Origin of the sequence: Paenibacillus daejeonensis DSM 15491 (assembly GCF_000378385.1) — a bacterium.
In the GTDB taxonomy this organism is placed as follows: Bacteria; Bacillota; Bacilli; order Paenibacillales; family Paenibacillaceae; genus Paenibacillus_D; species Paenibacillus_D daejeonensis.
Genome location: NZ_KB899665.1, coordinates 1 through 20,786, shown reverse-complemented (window position 1 = coordinate 20,786; position 20,786 = coordinate 1). Strand labels below are relative to the sequence as shown.

18 protein-coding genes are annotated in these 20,786 nt (G+C 53.0%); all 18 read right to left on the bottom strand.

Translation table 11 applies throughout. The features are described 5' to 3' along the window. Window positions 1-12: 12 nt before the first annotated feature. Complete coding sequence (locus F556_RS0118810) at window positions 13-1,167, bottom strand: glycosyltransferase family 4 protein (protein ID WP_020618540.1); 1,155 nt, start codon at window positions 1,165-1,167, stop codon at window positions 13-15. Then, a complete protein-coding gene (locus F556_RS0118805; RefSeq protein WP_020618539.1) occupies window positions 1,164-2,477 on the bottom strand; it encodes an O-antigen polymerase in 1,314 nt (437 codons plus the stop codon). Before F556_RS0118805 ends, F556_RS0118810 begins: the two co-directional genes overlap by 4 nt. A gap of 19 nt (window positions 2,478-2,496) precedes the next feature. Further along, the gene (locus F556_RS0118800; protein WP_020618538.1) at window positions 2,497-3,837 is read right to left on the bottom strand and encodes a UDP-glucose dehydrogenase family protein; all 1,341 of its coding nucleotides are present in this window, start codon (window positions 3,835-3,837) and stop codon (window positions 2,497-2,499) included. A 257-nt stretch (window positions 3,838-4,094) separates the two neighbouring features. Further along, window positions 4,095-5,252 carry a glycosyltransferase family 4 protein gene (locus F556_RS34480; protein WP_020618537.1) on the bottom strand — a complete coding sequence of 386 codons (1,158 nt, stop codon included), beginning with the start codon at window positions 5,250-5,252 and terminating at the stop codon, window positions 4,095-4,097. 203 nt (window positions 5,253-5,455) lie between these two features. Next, entirely contained in the window at window positions 5,456-6,157 is a 702-nt protein-coding gene (locus tag F556_RS0118790) for a sugar transferase (RefSeq protein WP_020618536.1), read from the bottom strand. Then, window positions 6,154-6,846 carry a CpsD/CapB family tyrosine-protein kinase gene (locus F556_RS0118785; RefSeq protein WP_020618535.1) on the bottom strand — a complete coding sequence of 231 codons (693 nt, stop codon included), beginning with the start codon at window positions 6,844-6,846 and terminating at the stop codon, window positions 6,154-6,156. The genes F556_RS0118790 and F556_RS0118785 overlap by 4 nt, the downstream gene beginning before the upstream one ends. Window positions 6,847-6,849: 3 nt before the next feature. Continuing rightward, a complete protein-coding gene (locus F556_RS0118780; protein WP_211222616.1) occupies window positions 6,850-7,845 on the bottom strand; it encodes a glycosyltransferase in 996 nt (331 codons plus the stop codon). A gap of 214 nt (window positions 7,846-8,059) precedes the next feature. Further along, window positions 8,060-8,824 carry a YveK family protein gene (locus F556_RS34475; RefSeq protein WP_020618533.1) on the bottom strand — a complete coding sequence of 255 codons (765 nt, stop codon included), beginning with the start codon at window positions 8,822-8,824 and terminating at the stop codon, window positions 8,060-8,062. Window positions 8,825-9,293: 469 nt separating this feature from the next. Beyond that, on the bottom strand, window positions 9,294-10,427 hold the full coding sequence (locus tag F556_RS0118770) for a right-handed parallel beta-helix repeat-containing protein (protein ID WP_020618532.1): 1,134 nt from the start codon (window positions 10,425-10,427) through the stop codon (window positions 9,294-9,296). 435 nt (window positions 10,428-10,862) lie between these two features. Beyond that, entirely contained in the window at window positions 10,863-12,497 is a 1,635-nt protein-coding gene (locus tag F556_RS0118765) for a right-handed parallel beta-helix repeat-containing protein (protein ID WP_245583094.1), read from the bottom strand. 366 nt (window positions 12,498-12,863) lie between these two features. Then, the gene (locus F556_RS37865) at window positions 12,864-13,808 is read right to left on the bottom strand and encodes a hypothetical protein (RefSeq protein WP_020618530.1); all 945 of its coding nucleotides are present in this window, start codon (window positions 13,806-13,808) and stop codon (window positions 12,864-12,866) included. A 166-nt stretch (window positions 13,809-13,974) separates the two neighbouring features. Next, on the bottom strand, window positions 13,975-14,775 hold the full coding sequence (gene zupT, locus F556_RS0118755) for a zinc transporter ZupT (protein ID WP_026297378.1): 801 nt from the start codon (window positions 14,773-14,775) through the stop codon (window positions 13,975-13,977). A gap of 258 nt (window positions 14,776-15,033) precedes the next feature. Then, window positions 15,034-15,906: a stalk domain-containing protein gene (locus F556_RS36415; RefSeq protein ID WP_020618528.1), complete on the bottom strand. Its 873-nt coding sequence runs from the start codon at window positions 15,904-15,906 to the stop codon at window positions 15,034-15,036. A 149-nt stretch (window positions 15,907-16,055) separates the two neighbouring features. Then, a complete protein-coding gene (locus F556_RS0118745; protein ID WP_020618527.1) occupies window positions 16,056-16,862 on the bottom strand; it encodes a helix-turn-helix domain-containing protein in 807 nt (268 codons plus the stop codon). 129 nt (window positions 16,863-16,991) lie between these two features. Next, on the bottom strand, window positions 16,992-18,092 hold the full coding sequence (locus F556_RS0118740; protein WP_020618526.1) for an NAD(P)-dependent alcohol dehydrogenase: 1,101 nt from the start codon (window positions 18,090-18,092) through the stop codon (window positions 16,992-16,994). 37 nt (window positions 18,093-18,129) lie between these two features. Next, on the bottom strand, window positions 18,130-18,669 hold the full coding sequence (locus F556_RS0118735) for an LPXTG cell wall anchor domain-containing protein (protein ID WP_020618525.1): 540 nt from the start codon (window positions 18,667-18,669) through the stop codon (window positions 18,130-18,132). A 34-nt stretch (window positions 18,670-18,703) separates the two neighbouring features. Beyond that, window positions 18,704-19,246 carry a hypothetical protein gene (locus F556_RS0118730; RefSeq protein WP_020618524.1) on the bottom strand — a complete coding sequence of 181 codons (543 nt, stop codon included), beginning with the start codon at window positions 19,244-19,246 and terminating at the stop codon, window positions 18,704-18,706. Window positions 19,247-19,318: 72 nt separating this feature from the next. Next, window positions 19,319-20,086 (bottom strand): IclR family transcriptional regulator, encoded by a 768-nt coding sequence (locus F556_RS0118725; protein ID WP_020618523.1) that lies wholly within the window; start codon window positions 20,084-20,086, stop codon window positions 19,319-19,321. Between the last annotated feature and the right edge of the window lie 700 nt (window positions 20,087-20,786).

Sequence of the window (20,786 nt, the reverse complement as noted above, 5' to 3'; positions counted from 1 at the left end):
AGTTCCTGAGCGCTAACGCGATTGCTTGGGGGCAACCGCCTTGGCGGCCGGCCGCTCCCGGTACACCTCTTGCGTCCCCATCGCGCGGGCAACAGCGCCAATCGTCTCGCGAGCGCAACGGCTCCAGGAGAACTTGGCCGCCTGCTCCTTGCCCCGGGCGCTTAGCTCCTCCCGCAGCTGCGGGTCGCCCATCACCCGGCGAATCTGATCCGCGATATCCTGCGGATCATGCGGATCGCAGTAGAGCACCGCGTCGCCGCACACCTCGGGCAGCGAAGCCGCCTTGGAGGCAATCACCGGTGCCCCGCACGCCATCGCTTCCAGCGGCGGCAAGCCAAACCCTTCGTAGAAGGACGGGAAGACGAAGCAAGCTGCCTTGTCATAGAGCGCCCGCAGCTCTTCCTCCTCGACATAGCCCAGATAGTGGACTCTGCCAGAGGATTCCCCGCCTGGGGTCGTCTCGTTGAAGATCTTGCTTTTGCCGCCAGCGATCACAACATCGAAGTCTTTGTCGCCGATCAGCTCCAGCGCGGCAACAATGGAGCGGAAGTTCTTGTTAGGGCTCATGCTGCTGACCGCCAGTACGAACGGCCGCTCCAGTCCCATTTTCTCCGTGTAGCCCGAAGCAATCGGTGTCCCCAGCATATGCTCCTTGCCATGGTAGATCGTCTGCAGCTTGTTCTCCTTGATGCCCGCGTAATGCATCAGCTGTCGCTTGGAAAATTCGGAGCAGGTGATCACGCGCCTTGCTGTCTTGCCGACGACACGGAACACCACCTTGTACCAAGCCTTGAAAGCAAAGGAGTACGTCTCCGGCACGGCGTAAACCGCGGCATCGTGCATGGTGACCGCCTGATTGCGCTTGAGAAGCGGCGCGGTGTTGCAGAGATTAAGCAGGAAGCCGTCTGTCGTATGGATCGGCAGCGTCAGCTGCTCCCACAGATGTCCGTTCAGCGGGCCAACCTGCCGGATCTCGATATGTGCCAGCTCCAGGGGTTGAATCTGGCCATGCGGCGCAAGAATCACGAACCGATAAGGCGCAAAGGCCGGATCGTCTTCTGCGATCAGTGCATCCATCTGGCGGATCAGCTCCATGGCATACCGCTGCACGCCGGTGATGTTATGCATCAGGAACCGGCCGTTGATATAAATCGTTGTCATGCTCATCCGCTTTTCCCTCCTACCGGCTGCCAGCTCGGAATCTTGCGTGTATTGTAATGGATCACCAGGGCGAAGATGAGGAGCACAATCCAGCATGGGAAGAACCTGCCGCTGCTGAAGTACAGATATCTTGGTACCTCCATGATGCCTACCATCCAGATCGGGTACAGAATCATGCCGAAGGTGTGACCCTTCTGGAACCAGGTGTACAGCAGGCCGCTCACAAAGCCGATAATCAGCCAGTACACCAGCGAACCGGCAAGACCGTAATCATGGTATGGCAGCAGCAGTCCCGACGGATTGTTGAACTCCGGGTTGCCCATCGTCTCCAGGGTATTCGTTAGTTCAGTTCCGGGCGCAACACCGAAGGCTGCTTGGTACGCCTGCCCGCCGATGCCCGGAAAATTCCATAGCCACTCCCAAGTGAAGTAAGGGAAGGGCAGGGATTGGAAGCCAAGCTGTTCAATGTACAGCGTGCCGGTATTCATGGCCGTCACATAGTAACCGAAGAACCGCGTCACCATGAACTCCCAGAACGAGGGGTAAATGTTGACGTAGTAGCTGGTCCAGGAACGGAAGTACTCGCTCAGTCCGAAGAATACAATCAGCCCGCCAACTGCGAACAGCGGATAAAGTCTAACCAGCGGCAACTTTCGTCCGCTCTTGAGCCACATGGCGATGAACACAATCGTCGCCGGTAGCATAATCTCGAGAATGGCCAGCCGCTCCGAGAAGAAAATCGCCCGGAACAGTGTGAGTGCCGAGACAACCGCCAGCATCGGAATATAATTCAGCCGCCGGTGCAGGCACATGTAGTACACTGCCAAGATTGTGAAGGGGATGCCGAAGTTCGTAAACGACGTCACGCCCGTAATCATTTCAAAGTTATGTGTAATCTGATATATCGCGCCAGGCTCCCCGCGCAGCACGTTGAGGAACAAGCTGACGGATAGTCCATTGCGTACCATAATCAGGAACCAGGCCATGTAGCCGAACATCGTGAAGACGAACAGCAGGCCGATGCAAAACCGGACGAACCCTTCGCGCTTGAGGACGCTCTTCTCGAAGACGGCCGTAGGGGCCATCCCCCGGGTAGTAATCCGGGCCAGCATCGTCCCGGCGACGAAGAAGACCGCCGGAAGGATGCTGTACCAGATGTTGTCGCCGGTAATGAATTTGTCTACCCGGTAGAAGCTCTCGTAGCTTGCTGCCGGAATCAGGTAGGCGCCGACGATGACGACACCCATCACCAGCAAGAACAGATACGTCGGATTCAGCCACCAGAGGGAGAATCCTTGATTTGGTTTGGTATTCATGCCGGTGATCTCCCCTGTTCTACAACTTGATTGGCAGTTCCTCATATCTGTCTAATCTGCCGTATTGCGGACGACCCACAGAGTAATACTGGAAGGCCGCGCCGTCGATTTGCTCCTTGGTATAGACATTGCGTCCGTCAATCAGGATCGGCTGCCGCATCACGCCGTGCACACGGACCAGATCAATGGACTTGAATTCAGACCAGTCAGTCAGCAGGCAGAGTGCGTCGCATTCTTCAGCTGCCGCCAGCGGGCTGTTCGTCCACTCGACTTCCGCTTCCCTGTCAAAAACACTGCGGAAGTTCGGCGTTGCCACCGGATCGTACGCTTGCACCTCAGCTCCTGCTTCCAGCAGGGCGGCGATAATATCTAGTGCAGGCGCTTCGCGGACATCGTCGGTGTTGGGCTTGAAGGCCAATCCCCAGATGCCGATCCGCTTGCCGGACAGATAACCGAGGGAATGCTCCAGTTTGTCGATGACGTTGAATCGCTGGTCTTTGTTGACCTCCACGACCGACTTCAGCAGTTTGAACTCATAGTCGACATTCCCTGCAATTTGAATCAGCGCATCTGTGTCTTTGGGGAAGCACGAGCCGCCATACCCAATGCCCGCTTGCAGGAAGGAACTGCCGATCCGTTGATCGTAGCCCATGCCCTGTGCCACCTGTGTCACATCCGCGCCGACTTTCTCGCATATGTTTGCAATTTCGTTGATGAAAGAGATTTTGGTCGCTAGAAAGGCATTGGAAGCATACTTGATCATCTCGGCGCTGCGGCGCTCGGTCACCATGATGCGGTCGGTCAGCGGACGGTGCAGCTCGGTTAGCAACCCCGCTGCCTTCTCGCTGTCGGTTCCGATAATGATGCGGTCCGGCTTCAGCGTATCCTGAATCGCGGAGCCTTCCCGCAGGAACTCGGGGATCGACACAACATCGAACGGATGCGGGCTGAGCTGGCTGATGATGGATTCAATCAGATCGTTGGTGCCAACCGGCACGGTACTCTTGACGACGATGACTTTGTACCCGTTCATCGCCAGTGCGATGTCCTGGGCTGCCTGCTTGATGTAGGACAGGTTAGCCTCTCCACTCGGCATCGACGGTGTGCCGACACAGATGTAGATCACTTCGGCGTTGTGGACGGCTTCGGTCAGTTGGTCTGTGAACTGCAGCCGTCCTGCCTCGCGGCCGGTGGCCATGAGTTCTTCCAGGCCTGGCTCATAAATAGGCGATTCACCAGCATTTAGCCTTGCAATCTTGGCCGCGTCCTTGTCCACGCAAGTGACGTGATTGCCCAGTTCAGAGAAACATACGCCTGAGACAAGCCCGACGTAGCCGGTGCCGATAAACGTCAACTTCATGGGTTCCACTCCTTAGGGATGTGATCGTGTGATCGGACAAGTGATTTGTAGCAAAATACCATGAAATTACACCTGCGGGCAACGGATTGTCCTTCCGATCGCTGTTGTTCCCAGAATTTTCTGAACTTCTCAGATAAGGTTGAATTCCGGGAACAAAGGCGAGCGCTTCGCTTCTCCAGGACAATTCCGTACCTCTTCGGTATTTTCACTAAGCTACAACCACGAAACCGACAACCATCACATCCGTTTTTTTATATTTAGAGTACGACCATTTTCTTGGTGGTCGGTTTGCTGGGTTGGTTGAGTTTCTGGTCGATGTGCTGCTTGAGGTTGCTGCGGAAAGCCTCGGGGGTGAACCCCATAGCGTTCTTGCGGCAATTGCTCGCGGAGATTCTGCCCCGCTCCTGCTCGAAGCGTCGGACGCCCTCGATGATAGCCCCGGGCTCCTGTTCGTGGAAGAAGACACCGGTAGGGTTGGTCTCCTCCAACCCCCGAACCGTTTCCAGGGAGCCGCCTTTGCCGAAGGCAATGACTGGCGTCCCGCAAGCCTGGGCCTCGACGACAGTGATGCCGAAGTCTTCCTCGGCGGCGAAGACGAAGGCTTGGGCCCGCTGCATGTGGTCAATCAGCACTTCGTCTGATTGATACCCCAGCACTTCGATGTTCGGTGCGTTCTGCGCGTGCTGCTGCACCTTGTGCATGTCCGGTCCGTCGCCGATGACGACCAGCTTCTTGTCCGGCATGGCCGCAAAGGCTTCGACGATCATATCCATCTTCTTGTAGGGCACCATTCTCGATGCGGTCAGGTAGAACGGGTCTTTTTTCTCGTTGTAGGCAAATGCCTTGACGTTGACCGGCGGGTAGATCACATCGGATTCCCTACGGTAGACCTTCCAGATCCGCTTGGAGATGAAGTTGGAGTTGGCGATGAAGGAATCGACGCCGTTGGAGGTGCGGTAATCCCACATCCGCATCCGGCCGAGGATCAGCTTGGCGACCAAGCCCTTGACCCCTTTCTCCAGATTGGATTCCCGAAGGTATTGATGCTGCATATCCCAGGCATATCGGATCGGTGAGTGCACGTAGGACACGTGCAGCTGATTGGGTCCGGTGATGACACCTTTGGACACCGCATGCGAGCTGGAGAGGATGAGGTCGTAGGACGACAAGTCAAACTGCTCAATGGCAAACGGCATGAACGGCAGATACTGTCGGTACTTCTTCTTGGCCATCGGCATCCGTTGGATAAAGGTGGTGTGGACCGTCTTGCCCTGCAGGAAGCCTCGGTCCTCTTCGCTAAGAAAGTCGACGGTCGAATACAGATCCGCCTCCGGATACAGCTGAAGCATCTGCTCCAGTACTTTTTCCGACCCCGCGTAGGTGGTCAGCCAATCGTGTACGATCGCTACTCTCATTTTGCAATACCATCCTTTACTTTTTACTTCAGCTTTTTTAAACGTATGTGGTTGCCGGAGAGGGCGGGTTATTGTGGAGAAGTGTAACGTTCGCCTTTGTCGCCGGATTTCTACCCTGTAAGGGTTAGAACAATCATGAAATCTGGGGACAACAGCGATTGTAACAATGACCCGACCCGCGCAGGCGTTACTATCATCACGTTTTAATAAGCACCCTTCTTCAGTAACACACTCCACACGGTAGTGAAGAGGATTTTGACATCTAGCCAGATCGTACGGTTGTAGACGTAGTAGAGCTCGAGATCGACGCGCTCGGGGTAGCCGACGTCGCTGCGGCCACTCACCTGCCAGTAGCCGGTGATGCCGGGCTTGACGGAGAGGAACTCGCTCTTGCGCTCACGATATTCCTTCAGTTCTTCGCTGACGACCGGGCGCGGGCCGACCAGGCTCATCTCGCCCTTGATCACGTTGAGCAGCTGCGGCAGCTCGTCCAGGCTGGTTTTGCGCAGGAAACGTCCGATCTTGGTAATGCGCGGATCTTCCTCCGGCTCCAGCTTGTAGTTGTTGTCCACATACTTCTGATGCAGCGCCTTGTCTTCCAGTAACCGCTGCTCCGCATTTGTTGCCATGGAACGGAACTTGAAGATCGTGAAGATTTTATGATTCTTGCCAATCCGGGGCTGTCGAAAAAATACCGGGCCCTTGGGATCTTCGATTTTGATCAAGATGGCGATGACGAGAAAGACCGGAAGCAGGAAGATCAGACCGAAGCCTGCTGCTAGCAGGTCCATGCTTCGCTTGACGAAAGTAAAGGGCAATCCGGCTCTCGTGCGGTCTGCCGTTTTTTCCCGCTTGGCTGTTGGCACGGCCCCGTAGACGACCGCCTCTGGCTTCTGGTTGCTCATCCGCTATTCCTCCCGTAGTAATTTTTGTAATAGCTGTCCTTTTTGGACTTCGCACTCTGATTCAAGACGACGCCGAGGATCTTGGCCTGGACATGCTCCATGCTTCCCTTGACCGTCTGGATATCCTCCATTGGCACCTTGCCGTAATGGATAACCAGAACCACCCCGTCGCTCATTGCTCCCCAGATCTGAGCATCCGTTACGGATAGGGCTGGGGGGGAATCAATAATGATGACCTCGTAGCTGTCCCGCAGCTCTTGAAGAATGGTGTCCATTCGCTCAGAGCCCAGCAGCTCGGAAGGATTCGGAGGGACGTGGCCAGCCGGCAGGATGGATAACCCTTTGACATCGGACTTGGAGATGACACCTAATGCATTGCGCTCATCCACGAGCAGATCTGATAATCCCTGTTTGCCCGGTAGATTAAAAATCTGATGAATGGCTGGGCGCCGCAGGTCTCCGTCAATGAGCAGAACCTTTTTTCCTTCCTGCGCATAGGTCACCGCCAGGTTGGCAGCTGTCGTGGTTCGTCCTTCTTCTGGTCCAGCCGAGGTTACGAGCAGCACCTTCACATCTCTGCCTACTGCCGAAAATCGGATGTTGGTCCGCAATGTTTTATAGGCTTCGGAGATCGATGAACTCGGATTTTCTTTTGCAATCAATAGATGATCCTTGTCGCTTCTTGCCATGCATCAACGCCGCCTTTCACTCGATTCTTCCTGTGTATGATGTTGATTCAATAGTTGATGATAAATGCTTTCCAGCTTGCGATTCTGCTGGTTCAGGCAGAATTTCTCTTTGACCCGTTCCTGTCCGCTTCGACTGCATTTGAGCCATAGCTCCTCATCCTGCATCAGCATCAGTATGTAGCGGGTCAAGCTCTGCCAATCCTTCTCCAGCGCCAGCATGCCGGTGTGTTGATGCTCGACGGCCTCCGTGATGCCTCCCGTGCTGAAGCTGACGACAGGCAATCCCATCGCTCCCGCTTCCAGGAACACCATCCCCAGTCCTTCCTTGGCTCCCGATGCAGCTGTAATGCTTGGCACGGAGAACAATTTTGCCCGGTTCATCCAGAACCGCACAGCCTCAGGCGGTTGTACGCCCAGGAAGCGGTATTTGATCAGTCGCTTGGCGGCCATAGCCTCCAGTTCGGATCTCAGCGGACCGTCACCGATAATGACGAGCTCGATCGTTGGATCGACTCGTTGTACCTCTTCCATCGCCTGAATCAGATACGCACAGCCCTTCACATCCACCAGTCGGCCCACAAACAAGACAATGGGCTCTCTGTGTGCAACAGGGTCGGGAACGAATAATTCGGTATCCACACCGATATAATGCTGACGCACCTTGTCCTCTGGATACCCCTGATGGAGCAACTCGCGTTCGATAAAGCGAGATACGGCGATAAACAGCTCCCCTTGACGTTGAAGCCGCGGGCGTTTCCGAATGTAGTTGCGATGCGTAAAGTAAGAACTCTCGGCATATCGGTCTGTCGTTGTCACGTCATAGCCGTGGAACGTAACGACAAGTGGAATCTCCAGCCTGCCAGCGATTCCGGATGCAAGCACGCCATCTGGTCCAAAATGGGCGTGAATGAGGCGAGGCTGTAGCGTCCGGAGCTTGCGAAGTACGGTTCCGCAATACCCTGTGAGCTTGTACCCGACCTCTCTAAATCGCCCAAGCAAGTTCCCTTCGTTGAGGAGGATCCTATACTCTGAAGGAAGTTCCAGCCCCTGAACCATCCGTGAGCCCATGTAATAGGGTCGGAAGCTTTGCAGGCTCTCGCCCTGCGATTTGATAAAGGTTTCAGAAGGGGCCAAGAGATGATCACGATAAATCAATATGTTATGTTGCAGTGCAGAGCTCATGCTGTAGGGGTCATCTCCATCTTCTGTGCATCTAGACTCGACTATTGTTGGAGCGGAGAACGGTAGCCTGCTCTGGCTGCTTCACTCTGACACTTGCCGGTCTTGCCATGTCCTTTTTGCGAATCTTCGGTATCTTGGTTAGTAAGGTCAAGCCTAGTACTTGCTCAATTTGATGCTCGGATTTGACACTGTCGTCCAGGTAATCAAGGAGGAAAATGATCCCGAAGCCCAGCATGACAGATACCATCAAAGCAAATAGATAGAGTACATTGTGGTTTGTATTAACAGGAGCCGGATTCTCTGCAGGGTCAGCCGCATTCAATACGCTGACGTTATTCAGATTCATGACAGTGGATACCCGCTCCCGAAAGCCGTTGGATACGGCCGTGACAATGGTTGCCGCACGTTCGTACGAGCTGTCCTGAACACTGATGGTCATCATCTGTGTGTCTCTCACCGAGTCGATCGAGATCTTGTCGTTGAGCTCCTGGGTTGTCAGTCCAAGCCCCGGATTGGCCTCCAGCACCTGGCTTAGAACCGCTGGTGATTTCACAATCTGCTTGTACGTATTGATCAACATCAGATTCGTATTGATGGAGTTCTGGTCAACCTGGCCCTGAATGGCACCCTCCGTCGTATCGGCTGGTTTATTAACGATTAGGTCCGTTGAGGCTTGATATGCCGGCTGGACAAAATAGTTGCTGTACACGAAGACCGCGATACAACTGATGGCCGCTAGCAATGCAACGATCCACCACTTACGTTTGAGAACCCTCAAATATCCCTGTAATTCCATGGTTTTCCTCCATTCCGATTGTTCGCACTTGAGCGATCCGAGCTTGTCCTTGCGGCAGCCTCATAATGATTCAGTATTTCACTGTTCTCTCTGTCACGCCTCTCACGGCGAGTCTTATTTTTGAATCTTCACCCTCCCGGTCCATATGACTCGTTCGTATTTGCAATTATAAACAACGATTTCTGACATTGAATCAGACGGACTAAAGTCCCAACGACCCAAATGTTCACTATTTGAATAATAATAATTTTTAATCTGTGGGAGCTAAGAAAACTCTTTTAATTGCTGAATAAATCGATTATCATTACACGTAAGCGTTTTAATAAAGCGTTGACATCTATTAATTAACTAACAATTTTTAGAAAATGAAATGAGTATGAATTAATATAGGCAAATAAAAAAACCGCGATAAGCAACCGCGGTTTAATAACCCATTTATTAACAAAGCGATACTAAAGCATTACAAAAATCACTCAAAGCCTTGATTTTCCTCTAAGTGGATGTCGCCATTCTTGAAGGCAGTAGGGGCCTCGGCGGATCCACTTACGGTGTTGGAGCGGAAATAAATATCTCCGATTTGACCATCTCCCCATACGCCTATTCCGCTATGGGCAGCATTCTTGATCGTATTATTCGTGAACGTGATGTCATCTAGTTGTCCCTGCGAGGCATAGACGAGAATATTGGGATGGTCACTGTTCTCTCTGAGGCCCGTTGAATCCACAATATTATCATGTACCGTGATCCGGTTGGTGTTGTTGGTGTCATATTGTTCTTCCACCGAGATATAGATGCCTGCCATATCCGTGTGTTGAATCGTGTTTCCTTCAATGGTGATATCTTCTCCGCCGACGACCGATATGCCCCGGGCACGGGACTCATAACCTACATCATTGCCCCGTATCGTAATACCATGGGCAATAGCGCCATCCTGGTTATAGCTGACAACTGCAATCGTATCGTCGCCTGCCTGACGGACGGTATTCTCTTCAACGACGATATCGTTACTGCCGCTGGTAATGTGAATGCCGTCTGCACCCGTATTTTCAATCAGATTGTCACGGATTACGCCACCGCTGGCCCGATCGCGGACCAGAATACCTGCGGTACTGGACTTGTCAATATGAAGTCCTGTAATTGTGAAGCTGCTGGCTCCCCGCACGGTAATGTTATTCTTGTCATTCGCGCCATTGCCTCGCGGCACAGTGGATTCATACGTATGCTTGAAGTCGCGCAGTTCCACGTTCTCGCCAGCCAAATCGATAGATCCCCGTTCAGGGTTCGTGGAGACAATCTCGGAGAGATCCGCTCCGGCACCGATCAGACTGACACCGTCCAGTTCAATAATATCACCGGCGTGAAACTGCCCCTCGGGAATGAATACCTGTCCATCTGTCTCCTTCGCCTCAGCGACACACTGCATGATGGCTTCATAATCATCTTGGCCGTCATCAGGAACGGCTCCACAGTCCAGCAGGGATAAGCCCCGTGGATCCCGAGCCTCCTGCCATGGACTCCACACCAGCAGCAGCGCACCGGCCAGCACCAGCATCAGGGCTGCACCAGCCAACCATATTCGTTTGTTTCCATCCGTATTGCTCATACCATTCCCCCATCCTGGAGCATCCACCCCGGCCGCTTAACGGTACCGGAGCTATTACCTATCGTATTACCATGAACCTACTTTACGTAAACATAGATGAGAGAAATCCAATCCATGGAACTTCCTCAAAAAAACGATCGATCTTTCCTGAAAACGTTTAACACGCAAATCGCTCGGGTAATAAATACGTATGCCTGTCCATGCTTTTAGTCTTTGGAAAGAGGGGCAGCCGGCCAATAACGCAACTTCAGCCAACATGAAACGGTTGTCACCGTTCCTTATGTTTCAATTCTTATGGTAAACAAAAAGAATCGATACCAGTTGCAGCTGGTACCGATTCGGGTAGGCCCGACAACAGTTGCAGCTGTTGCCGATCCAGGTCAATTTCTGATGATATTCTCATGAACTATTGAATGATATTATTCGTCTCTATTATTAGAAACCAATATTATCGTTCAAATGAATGATGCCGCTAGTGAATGTAGTGGCGCCATTTTTAAGATGGACAAGCTCGTTCTGGCTGTAGTACACGTTCTTAATCTGGCCGGTTCCCCACACACCTATCCCTCTGAACGCCGCGTTAGTAATCGTATTCCCTGTGAATCGGACCTCATCAATAATACCTTGGGATGCATAGACGAGGATATTAGGGTGCTTGGCGACCACATCAATTCCAGAATGATCAATGGTATTGCCTTTGACTGTGATTCGCTCTACGTTGCGCGTATCATATGTCTTTTCTACTGAAATGTAGATGCCGGCCATCATGGTATCCTGGATATGGTTGTTCTCGATCTGGACGTCTTGTCCGCCGACAATTGCAATCCCTCTGGCTTTGGACTGATAACCGATGTTGTTATTGCTAATGCTGACGTCATGCGAGATTCCTGAATCCTTGCTATAGCTGACAACAGCGATGCCGTCATCCCCCGTTGCTTTGACCGCGTTGTTCTCAATACGAATATTGTGACTGGCGCTAGTGACGTGAATGCCATCGGCTCCAGTCGATTCCACGATATTATGGGCGATTACACCATCTGATGAACCATCGCGCACCATGATGCCTGCCGTACTTGATTTCACCACATGCAGACCCGAGAGTTCAAAGTCTGTTGCCCCGCGTACCGTAAAACTGTTCTTCTCATTCGAGCCGTCTCCACGAGGAACGGTTGTATCATATACATGTTTGAAGCCGCTGACCTTAACACCTTGACCCTTGATATCGATGGAGCCCCGTTCGGGATTCGTTGAAATGATGACGGTAGACGCCATTCCATCCCCTTTCATACTGACGCCATCAAGCGTGATGATATTGCTCAGGTGATAGCGTCCTTCCGGAACATGGAGCGTTTGTCCTGTTGAACGAGCCTTGGCGATACAAGCGACAAAAGCAGCATAGTCATCCTTGCCATCGTTGGGCACTGCTCCGCAGGACTGAACGGATAACTCAGATGCTAGTGGCGCCTTGGCCTGGACCGGCTGCACGTTCTTTAGGGGTGCCGTGCTTGAGCCTTCATAGTGAATCGTCGGGTTCCAATTGGTATGGTCATTGTTGATCCGGTTGATCCGGTTCACGATGAAGTAGATCTCCGTACCTTGATCGACGTCAATGGAATCAACCCCCGTTGGGTGAACCGGATTCGCGCTATGGATCTCAGAGCTCCACAAGGTGACCGTATTGCGCTTGATCGTTGCCAGCACTCCGTCGCCCTGGCTATCTCCCTTGCTCACCGATCCCGTAATGCGAATCTTGCCCTTGCCGGGAGAAACCCACTTGCGGACAGCATCGAAGTCTTGCCCCGGATGCATCCCAGTGGCGGTTACCCAGGGATACTTGGAGTCGGGCTTCCATTGCTTACCCTGCTCGTCATAATCCAGATCCAGATAGACCGTACCGGAGAGTCTCTGATAAGACCACTGGTTGCTCCCCTGCGTACCACTGAAATCCTGTGAGGCCTGATACGTGCGTGTTACCTCCGGCGCTGCGCTACTGCTAAAGCTGAGCAAACCCATACCAAGGGCAACGGCTAACAAACAAGATAATATTCGGTTTTGTTTCAATAGTTTCATACCTCCGCTTGTGTTATTGGGACTGCGTAGTCATGGCCACACGTTACGTTGTCATCGATTTTCGCATCCTCACACATCGTTTTCCGATCGCGATTCACCCCCTCAAGCAATTTCCGTCTGACTACACTTTCTTAGTATACAGTGATTAAGTTAGATTACTATTTAGGAAATTATGAAAATCCGTTAATTTTGAGTCGAATTTCTGCTATATATTTGCAAATAAGTAAGGAAATCAAGAAATTTCTTCCTGAGATTAATTTTCCATACTCGCTTTATCGACAACTGCACTCTTTTTCTTAATACTTTCCAAACAAAAAAAGCCCTCCCCTGCACGGATGCAAGAAGAGGACGGGGCATAGCATAAAATTAGTTCGCTACATAATTGCGGATGAAATCCCGGATCTCGGTCGTTTCCTTATAATCATGCTCAGCTGCCAGCTCCATAAACTCTCCCAGTTTATCGAGATAGGTGCTATTATCTACTGATACCCACTGCAGGATATTGGTATACCCCGTCTTGGCGTTGGGGCGCATCTCCTTGGTATCATAATCAAACAATGGGGTGTTGTTGGTACCGTAGAATGTGAAGTCCCGATAGCGCTCGAAGAGTTCACGGACCTGTGCGGTTCGATTGGAATTCGGGAACTGCTGAACGAACCGCTCCATGTTCAGCGTGCGTCTGACCAACTGCTGATAGCCGATGACGAGCGCCGCATCCTTGACCGCAGCCTGCTTGGATTCCTCGGCCATAATGAGAATGTAGGACTGGATGTCTTCGTTCACATACTGTCCGAACTCCCGGAAGATGGAGTAGTTGATGATGGGATAGTACATGCCCTCTGCCGTTTCCAGCTTGTAGCCTTGAGCCGAAGCTTGGTTCAGCAGCTGTTTTACACTCTCATTCGTAATCCGGTTCCGCACATCAGCGAAGCTGAAGCCGCGCTGATACACATTACCGATCGTTTCTTGAACTGAAGCAGGGAAGAACCTCTGTTCAATAACTGGCAGATTACGTTTCAACGCATTCTCCAGGTGCAGCACCATGAGCGAAGCTTGGTATGGCGTGACTTTGCTAATATTGGCTCGCAGATAGGCCATGGCCGAACCAATCTGATTAGGCGATTGGACGATGGCCATATAACGATTGAAGATTTGCTCCGAAGCTGACGTAGCCGACACTGCGGCCGGGGCAGTTGTCGGAGCAGCCAGAATGGTTGCAGGCTGCACAGCCTGGCTGCTAAGCAGCAGTGCCGCAAAGCCGGTCATGGTCCATAGTTTGGCGTGAGGCAAGAGACGTGATTTTCTTTTCATCGATGTAGGCACCTTCTTTTCATGAAGTATTGTAATGATATACCTCATATTACCCACAATCTGTATCCTCGATATCACAACATTATCTCCAAGTTGTAAACTTTTTCTTTATCTAAACCACACAAACCCCCGATCGAGAATCGGGGGCAGGGGTCCGCACAAATTTTCAAATAAATAAAAGCAAACTGATCGCCATCACAGCCATGCCTGCAATGAGGCCATAAATCGGCAGATGGCCTTCGTCGTATTTCTTGGCGGCAGGCAGCAAGCCATCGAGCGAGATGAACACCATGATGCCCGCAACTGACGCGAAGATGATACCAAACATGGTGTCATTCAGAAACGGCATCAGGATGAAATAGGCGGCAATGGCGCCTACGGGCTCGGACAAGCCGGAGAGAAACGACAGCTTGAATGCCTTGCGCTTATCGCCCGTTGCATAATACACGGGTACGGAAACCGCAATACCTTCCGGAATGTTGTGAATGGCAATCGCTACAGCAATTGCAATCCCCAAGCCCGGATCCTGAAGGGCGGATGTGAAGGTGGCGATCCCTTCCGGGAAATTGTGAATCGCAATCGCCAAAGCGGTAAAGGTCCCCATTCGCAGCAGATCTTTTTCCTTTACTGTCTTGTCTGCGTCCTCTACTTTCTTCATTTCATGCGGATTGCCCTGCTTCGGCACGAAGCGGTCAATCATGGCAATCAGCAGCATGCCTCCAAAAAACGCACCTACCGTAATCCAGTTGCCCGCCTCTACGCCTCTGGCTGAGATGAGCGCATCCTTCGCCTTGACGAAGATTTCAATCATGGATACATAGATCATCACGCCTGCGGAAAATCCCAACGACAAAGACAAAAATTTGGTATTGGTACGCGAGGCAAAAAAAGCGATCAAACTCCCGATACCTGTTGCCAGTCCTGCCATCAGCGTCAAGCCGAAAGCCATGAGTACATTCCCGTCCATTCGTCCCCTATCCCTTTCGTCTGCCAGGTTGTCACGTTCCATTCAGCTTTTCCTAGCATACCGTTTTTTGTGGCGTTAAGTCCAGTGTATTCGCAGCCCGCCCAGTTGGTGAGCAGTCAAGCTGCACTCCTTGCTTCTATTATAGATATGATGGGTTGGACGAATACTTGCATGCAGGACAATTCGCTCAAAAAACAGAAACGAAGAGCCCTTCCCCAATAAGGAGAAGAGCTCTTCGTTTTCATGGCACATCAGCGCCTACTGGGCCGGGCTGTCCAGTTTGACTGTCTTAGTGGCAGCATCCCATCCTACCGTCCATCCGAACGATTCGGCGATGAAACGGACCGGCACCATGACACGACCGTCCACGATGACAGGCTCACCTGCAGCGAGGCTCTGATCTTGGACCGTAGGTCCGCCCGCACGCAGCGTGAGAACCAGGCCGGACTCATGACGGATGGTGACCGACTTGGTCTGGCTATCCCAGCCCTCGATCTGTACGCCTGCGAAAGCCTCAGCCGCACGAACCGGCACATAGGTCACACCATTGCTGATCATAGGTGCAACATCGAGCGCCAGGGGCTGGCCGTTGATGTGAATACTTATGCCACCATTCGCTACAGCGGTAGGCTGCGCTACAGGGGGCTGAACAACAGGAGGCTCAGTGACTGGCGGTTCTTCCACGGGTGGCTCCTCACCTGGCTTCACGCCTTCACCCAACACGCTCAGGTCTTCAGTTGCTTGCTCCAGTGGAGCAGTCCGAGAACAGAGTACCACTTGCTGGGTGCCTTCCTCCGTTACCGAACCATAGACGATATAGGCTTGGCCAACTTCGAAGTAAAAGCCGCACGTCGCGCTGCTGAAAGGCGTCGATACCTCAGTCTGGGCACCGATTTCACCCTTCCATACCGTATCGACGTCAAAATGAACCGCCACCGGGTCGCCGGAGGACTGTATCTCAGCAGGCTCCACGATCTCGGTCACTGTACCGGAGAATACAAATTCCTTCTTTTCCATCTCCTCTGCGGGTCCCGAAGGTGGCATACACGAGCAGGCATCCGCTTGCTGGGGCATCAACAGCAACGTGAATACAAACGCGACCGCCATACAGGCGGACATCCATTTCTTCATTCATCCTCAGCTCCTTGTCTGTAGTGTGTAGCAACTTCCTCAACCCTCAGACGCGGTTCAGCGGGAAAAGGTTACCGTTTATTACCCAAAAGTGGAAAGTTCCATTCTAAAATTAAAAACAAGGCACCGGACGTATAGAGCTGCTGGCGTTAGGGGCGCTGATCCGAGCGAAGCGTGCCACTCATCCGCTGCATGAACCGTTCCATCAGGAGCGGAAGCGAGATTAGAATCGGCGGGTCGTCCAGGCGGGGCGGGTACAACGTGACTTCCAGCGGGTGCTGTGTCACCCCATGTTGCATGACAATTGGCGTCCGGGAGCGGGTCCGCAGCGTCGCCTGGGGCAGCAGCATGTCCAAGGTGCCCGTTCCCCAGGAGATGGAGGTCGCCATCAGGTAGTAGGTGCCGGGCCTCACACCAGTGAAGAGGAAGCTTCTAGTATTCACCAACGTACCGTACAGCGGGAGACCCTCGGGAATTGGCCGCGGGAACAGACCAATCAGAATCACACCGGTAAAAGGCGTCTCGGTGCGAATCGTCCCTTCAAGCCTGCTGCTTGCATCAAATGAGAGCAGTCGCTCTTGCCAATTCTGCAGATTCTCCAGCGACCGCAACGCCGTGCCGGCCCCCTCGCGCGACTGCCGGAACCGGGCCGGTGACATGCCCACCCGCTCAATGAACCGTGTCGAGAAGGTGCCGACACTCTGCTGACCGATCTCCAGTCCAATATCCCTAATCGTCAGATTGGTCTTCAATAACAAGTCCTTGGCCCGCTGCAGCCGGAGCGCGGAGATATAATAAAGTGGCGACAGACCAGTACGTTCCTTGAAAATCCTTGCGAAATGGTACTTGCTGTAGGAAACATGGTCTGCAAGCGCCGACAGCTCAATCGGCTCATACAGATGCTGGTGAATATAGGCTATCGCAGCATCGATTTCTACGTATTTTCCGGTATCCATGACGGCACCTCTCCCAACCAGATAAGAACAATTGTTCGTATATTCCACATTGTAGCATATACACTAACCAATTGGGAGTCCTAAATTTCGATCTTCTCGATTTCCGGCTCGGATGTGCAGGGCTTTGTGCTACTCCGGCAGACCGTTGGGATATACCATTACCTTGAGACTGCCTTGCTTGTTGGTCAGGGCGCGCTCCAGTGCATCTTGTGCCTGCTCCAGCGGATAATGGTCTGTTACCATTGGCATCATGTCGATCGCACCGGCAGAGAGGAACCGAATTGCCTGCTCATAGGTGTTGGTATATCTGAAAATACCGAATATATCGATCTCTTTGTCACAGATTTCAGCAATCGGCAAGCCTACCTCATCGACTGGCGGCAGACCAACAATGGACAGCTTGCCGCCTCTGCGCACCACAGCAAGCGCCGTCTTGAGCGCTACCGGGTGCCCTGCGGTCTCGATGGCCAGATCCACACCAAGATCCCCGGTCAACGCCAGTATGGCTCCAGCCGGGTCGCCAGCACGTCCGGGTACCACATCAGTAGCGCCCAGGGCCAATGCTGCTTGCAGGCGCTTTTCCTCCAAGTCACTGACAATAATTCGTGAAGCGCCGTACGCCTTGGCCGCCGATACGGCCAACAAGCCAACTGGACCCGCTCCGATGATCGCTACGCTGCCCCCAGGTTGAAAATTCGCGCGGTTCAGCGCATGGATGCCAACAGAGAGCGGCTCTACCATCGACGCCTCCTCATAGGTGACACGATCTGGGATAGCGAAGAGAAAATCTTCCCGATGCGTAATATATTGGACAAACGCGCCATCCACCGGAGGGGTCGCAAGGAATTGAACATCCGGACAAAGATTGTAGCGGCCACTCTTACAGTAGCTGCAGAGGCCACAAGTGACACCCGGTTCGATGGCAACCCGATCACCAGGCTGGAAACGCCGGGCTTCCGGACCACAGGCAACGACGACACCAGCACATTCATGACCGAGAATAAGCGGTTTCTCCACCACGTAAGGTCCGATACGGCCATGCTCGTAGTAATGAACGTCGGAGCCGCACACGCCGACGGCCATGATTTTGACCAGCACTTCATCCGCAGCCGGCTGCGGGATGTCCTGCTCTTCCAGAATAATCTCGCCCGGCTTGGTCATCACTGCCGCTGTCATGCGCCCCGTAATCGTTCCATATGCCGCAGTTGCTCCCTGTGCTTGTTCACTCATCTCTAATCAGCCTCCATCGCTATGTTATGGTCCGTCTTTAACGACGCCTACGTCTTAACCGGATGATCACACCTGCCACAAGCACGAGGAGGAGGGCGCCCCCAATATACAACAGCCAATTGAGCTGGCCGCCAGTCCCCTTCTCCGTAATGGGCAGTTCATAGTCCGCGAGATAGGCCAGCATCTCATCTGCATGACTCGCCTCTCTCGTCGGAGAACAGAGCGGGTGCTCCCATCCCCCTGCCGTCTTGTTCAGGAAGATCAAATAACGTTTTCCTTCTGTCTCAGGAATCCCTATATATCCCCAGGTTCCATCCTCCCACATGTCCAACTTCTCCTGCTGGATCCCTTTGAAGCTGCGCTCCACGGTCAATTGCACTTTTGTGTCGGTGGTGGGCATAAACGAGAATTTCTTCCCCTCGACCTTTGCCAGGACGATGCCGTCATAATCCTCGTAAGCCGCAGCAATATCGTTATTTACTGCACAATCCAGCGCAGAAGCGCCCCCAGGTCGCCAAACAAAGACAAGCATGACCGTCATACCGAGGATCCACCACCGACAGATTCCTTTAGGCATCAATGCTTCTCGCTCCTCTCCAGGGTATCTCATGCTATCGCTGCCGCCGTTTAATCACCAGCGCCGCGCCCAGCATGAGCATGACTAGCATAACCAGTCCGCCGTAGAGCCACCAGCCTGGTCTGCCCGTTGCTTCCTGCTCCTTCACCGGTATTTCATAAGCAGCCAGGTAAGCCAGCATGTCGTCTGCCCCCTCGAGTTCCACCGAAGGCGCGCAGAGCGGGTTTTGCCATCCCTGATCGGTCCGATTCAAGAAGAATAGATAGCGCTTTCCTTCTTCGCTTGGCCCGTCCGTCGCGCCCCAATTCATATCCTCGCGTACCTTTAGCTCTGGTTCCTCTATGCCTTTGAAGCTGCGCTCTACCGTAAGCCGAACTTCGTTATCGGAGGAAACCAGCGAAGCGCGTCTCACCTTATCCACCTTGGCCATAATGACCGCATCGTACATGGTATAGGCTTCCTCTATCTCATAAGCATGCGCACAGCTTAACGCCTCCGCTTTGAATGGTTGCCACGAGAACATCAGCCATACCGCACTCGCGACCAACCACCAGCGATATCTTTTTGCCTCCCCCATCCTTTCCATCTCCTCCCATTCATTGAATTGGACGAGATAGATAAGGCAAGGTTGCATACAAAATTAATGAGTCTAGAGAAACTCCTCCCGGTGCCCCAGCTTGCGTGAAATGGCAGCGGTCTCCTGTTTCAGCAGCTGCACCAGCTCAGTCAACTCCTCGTCGCCCACATGTGCAACCATCGTCGAGATGCTCATCGCCGCAGCGACTCTTCCATTATGGTTGAAGATGGGGGCCGCCGCACAACGTACGCCAGGCTCATTCTCTTCCCGGTCATAGCCGACGCCATCAGCCCGCACCTGCTCCAGCTCACGCAGAAAAGCTGCCTCTGAATCGATCGTATGTGTGGTGCGGACCGCATAGTTGTAACCCTCCAGCAACTGCTGCAGCTGCGGTGTCCCCAGATAGGCGGCTAGCACCTTGCCTACTGCGCTGCTGTGCAGAGGGACGCGGCGACCAATTCGCGAGTAGCGGATTGCTGCCCGCGTTCCTTCTACCTTATCGATGTATACGCCTTCAGCACCGTCCAGAATGACAAGATGGGTCGTCTGACCCTTAGCCTCCGCCAGCGCTTCCAGATGCGGACGTGCGACTTCTCGCAGATCCATCCCGCGCAGCAGCTGCTGCCCCTTCTCCACCAGCGCCATTCCGAGCCGGTACTTGCCGCTCTGCTCATCCTGAGCAATATAGCCGTGCATCTGCAGCGTCCGCAGCAAGGAATGGACGGTACTCTTGTGCAGCTGCATCCGACTGCTGATTTCTGTTATCTTCAGCTCCCGGGTCTGCTCGTCGAACAGATCCAGAATCCTCAGCGCCCGGTCGAGCGCTTGTATGATCGGCATAGTGTGCGATTACCTCCATCAAGTATTCCTTCTTACCTGCCCTCATTCTATCAGACGGCCTCCGCTTCGTCCACGCGCAGGCCGCATGACAGCAGCCAACTTCCAGTGACCGGAAGGTCTACCGCGTGTCCGCGTGGGGGCCCTGCCCCCACCTAACCAACAAAAACGATTGGCGGATGGCGGGGGTGGCGGGACAGCTGTGTTACAGCCGACGGGTGGCGGATCTATGAGCAAATAGAGGAAGAAAAGTGTGTTACAGCGCACGGGTGATGGATCTATCGGCAAATAGAGGAAGAAAGGTGTGTTACAGCGGGCGGGTGGCGGATCTATCGGCAAATAGAGGAAGAAAGGTGTCTTACAGCGGGCGGATGGCGGATCTACGAGCGAATAGAGGAAGAAAGGTGCGCTACATCGCTCGGATGGCGGATCTACGAGTAAATAAAGGAAGAAAGGTGTGTTACAGCGCACGGGTGGTGGATCTATCGGCAAATAGAGGAAGAAAGGTGTGTTACAGCGGGCGGGTGGCGGATCTATGCAGTAATCTTGCAAAGAAGTTCACATGTTAGCCCGAAGGGAAATTTTACAAAAGAGAGAGGTTCCTTTACCGTAATGTTAGGAAGACAAGACGGAAAGGAACCTCTATGGTTAGCATAACGAAGCGAAACGTGTTGAGTCAAGTGCTGGGCATTATGGATCGATC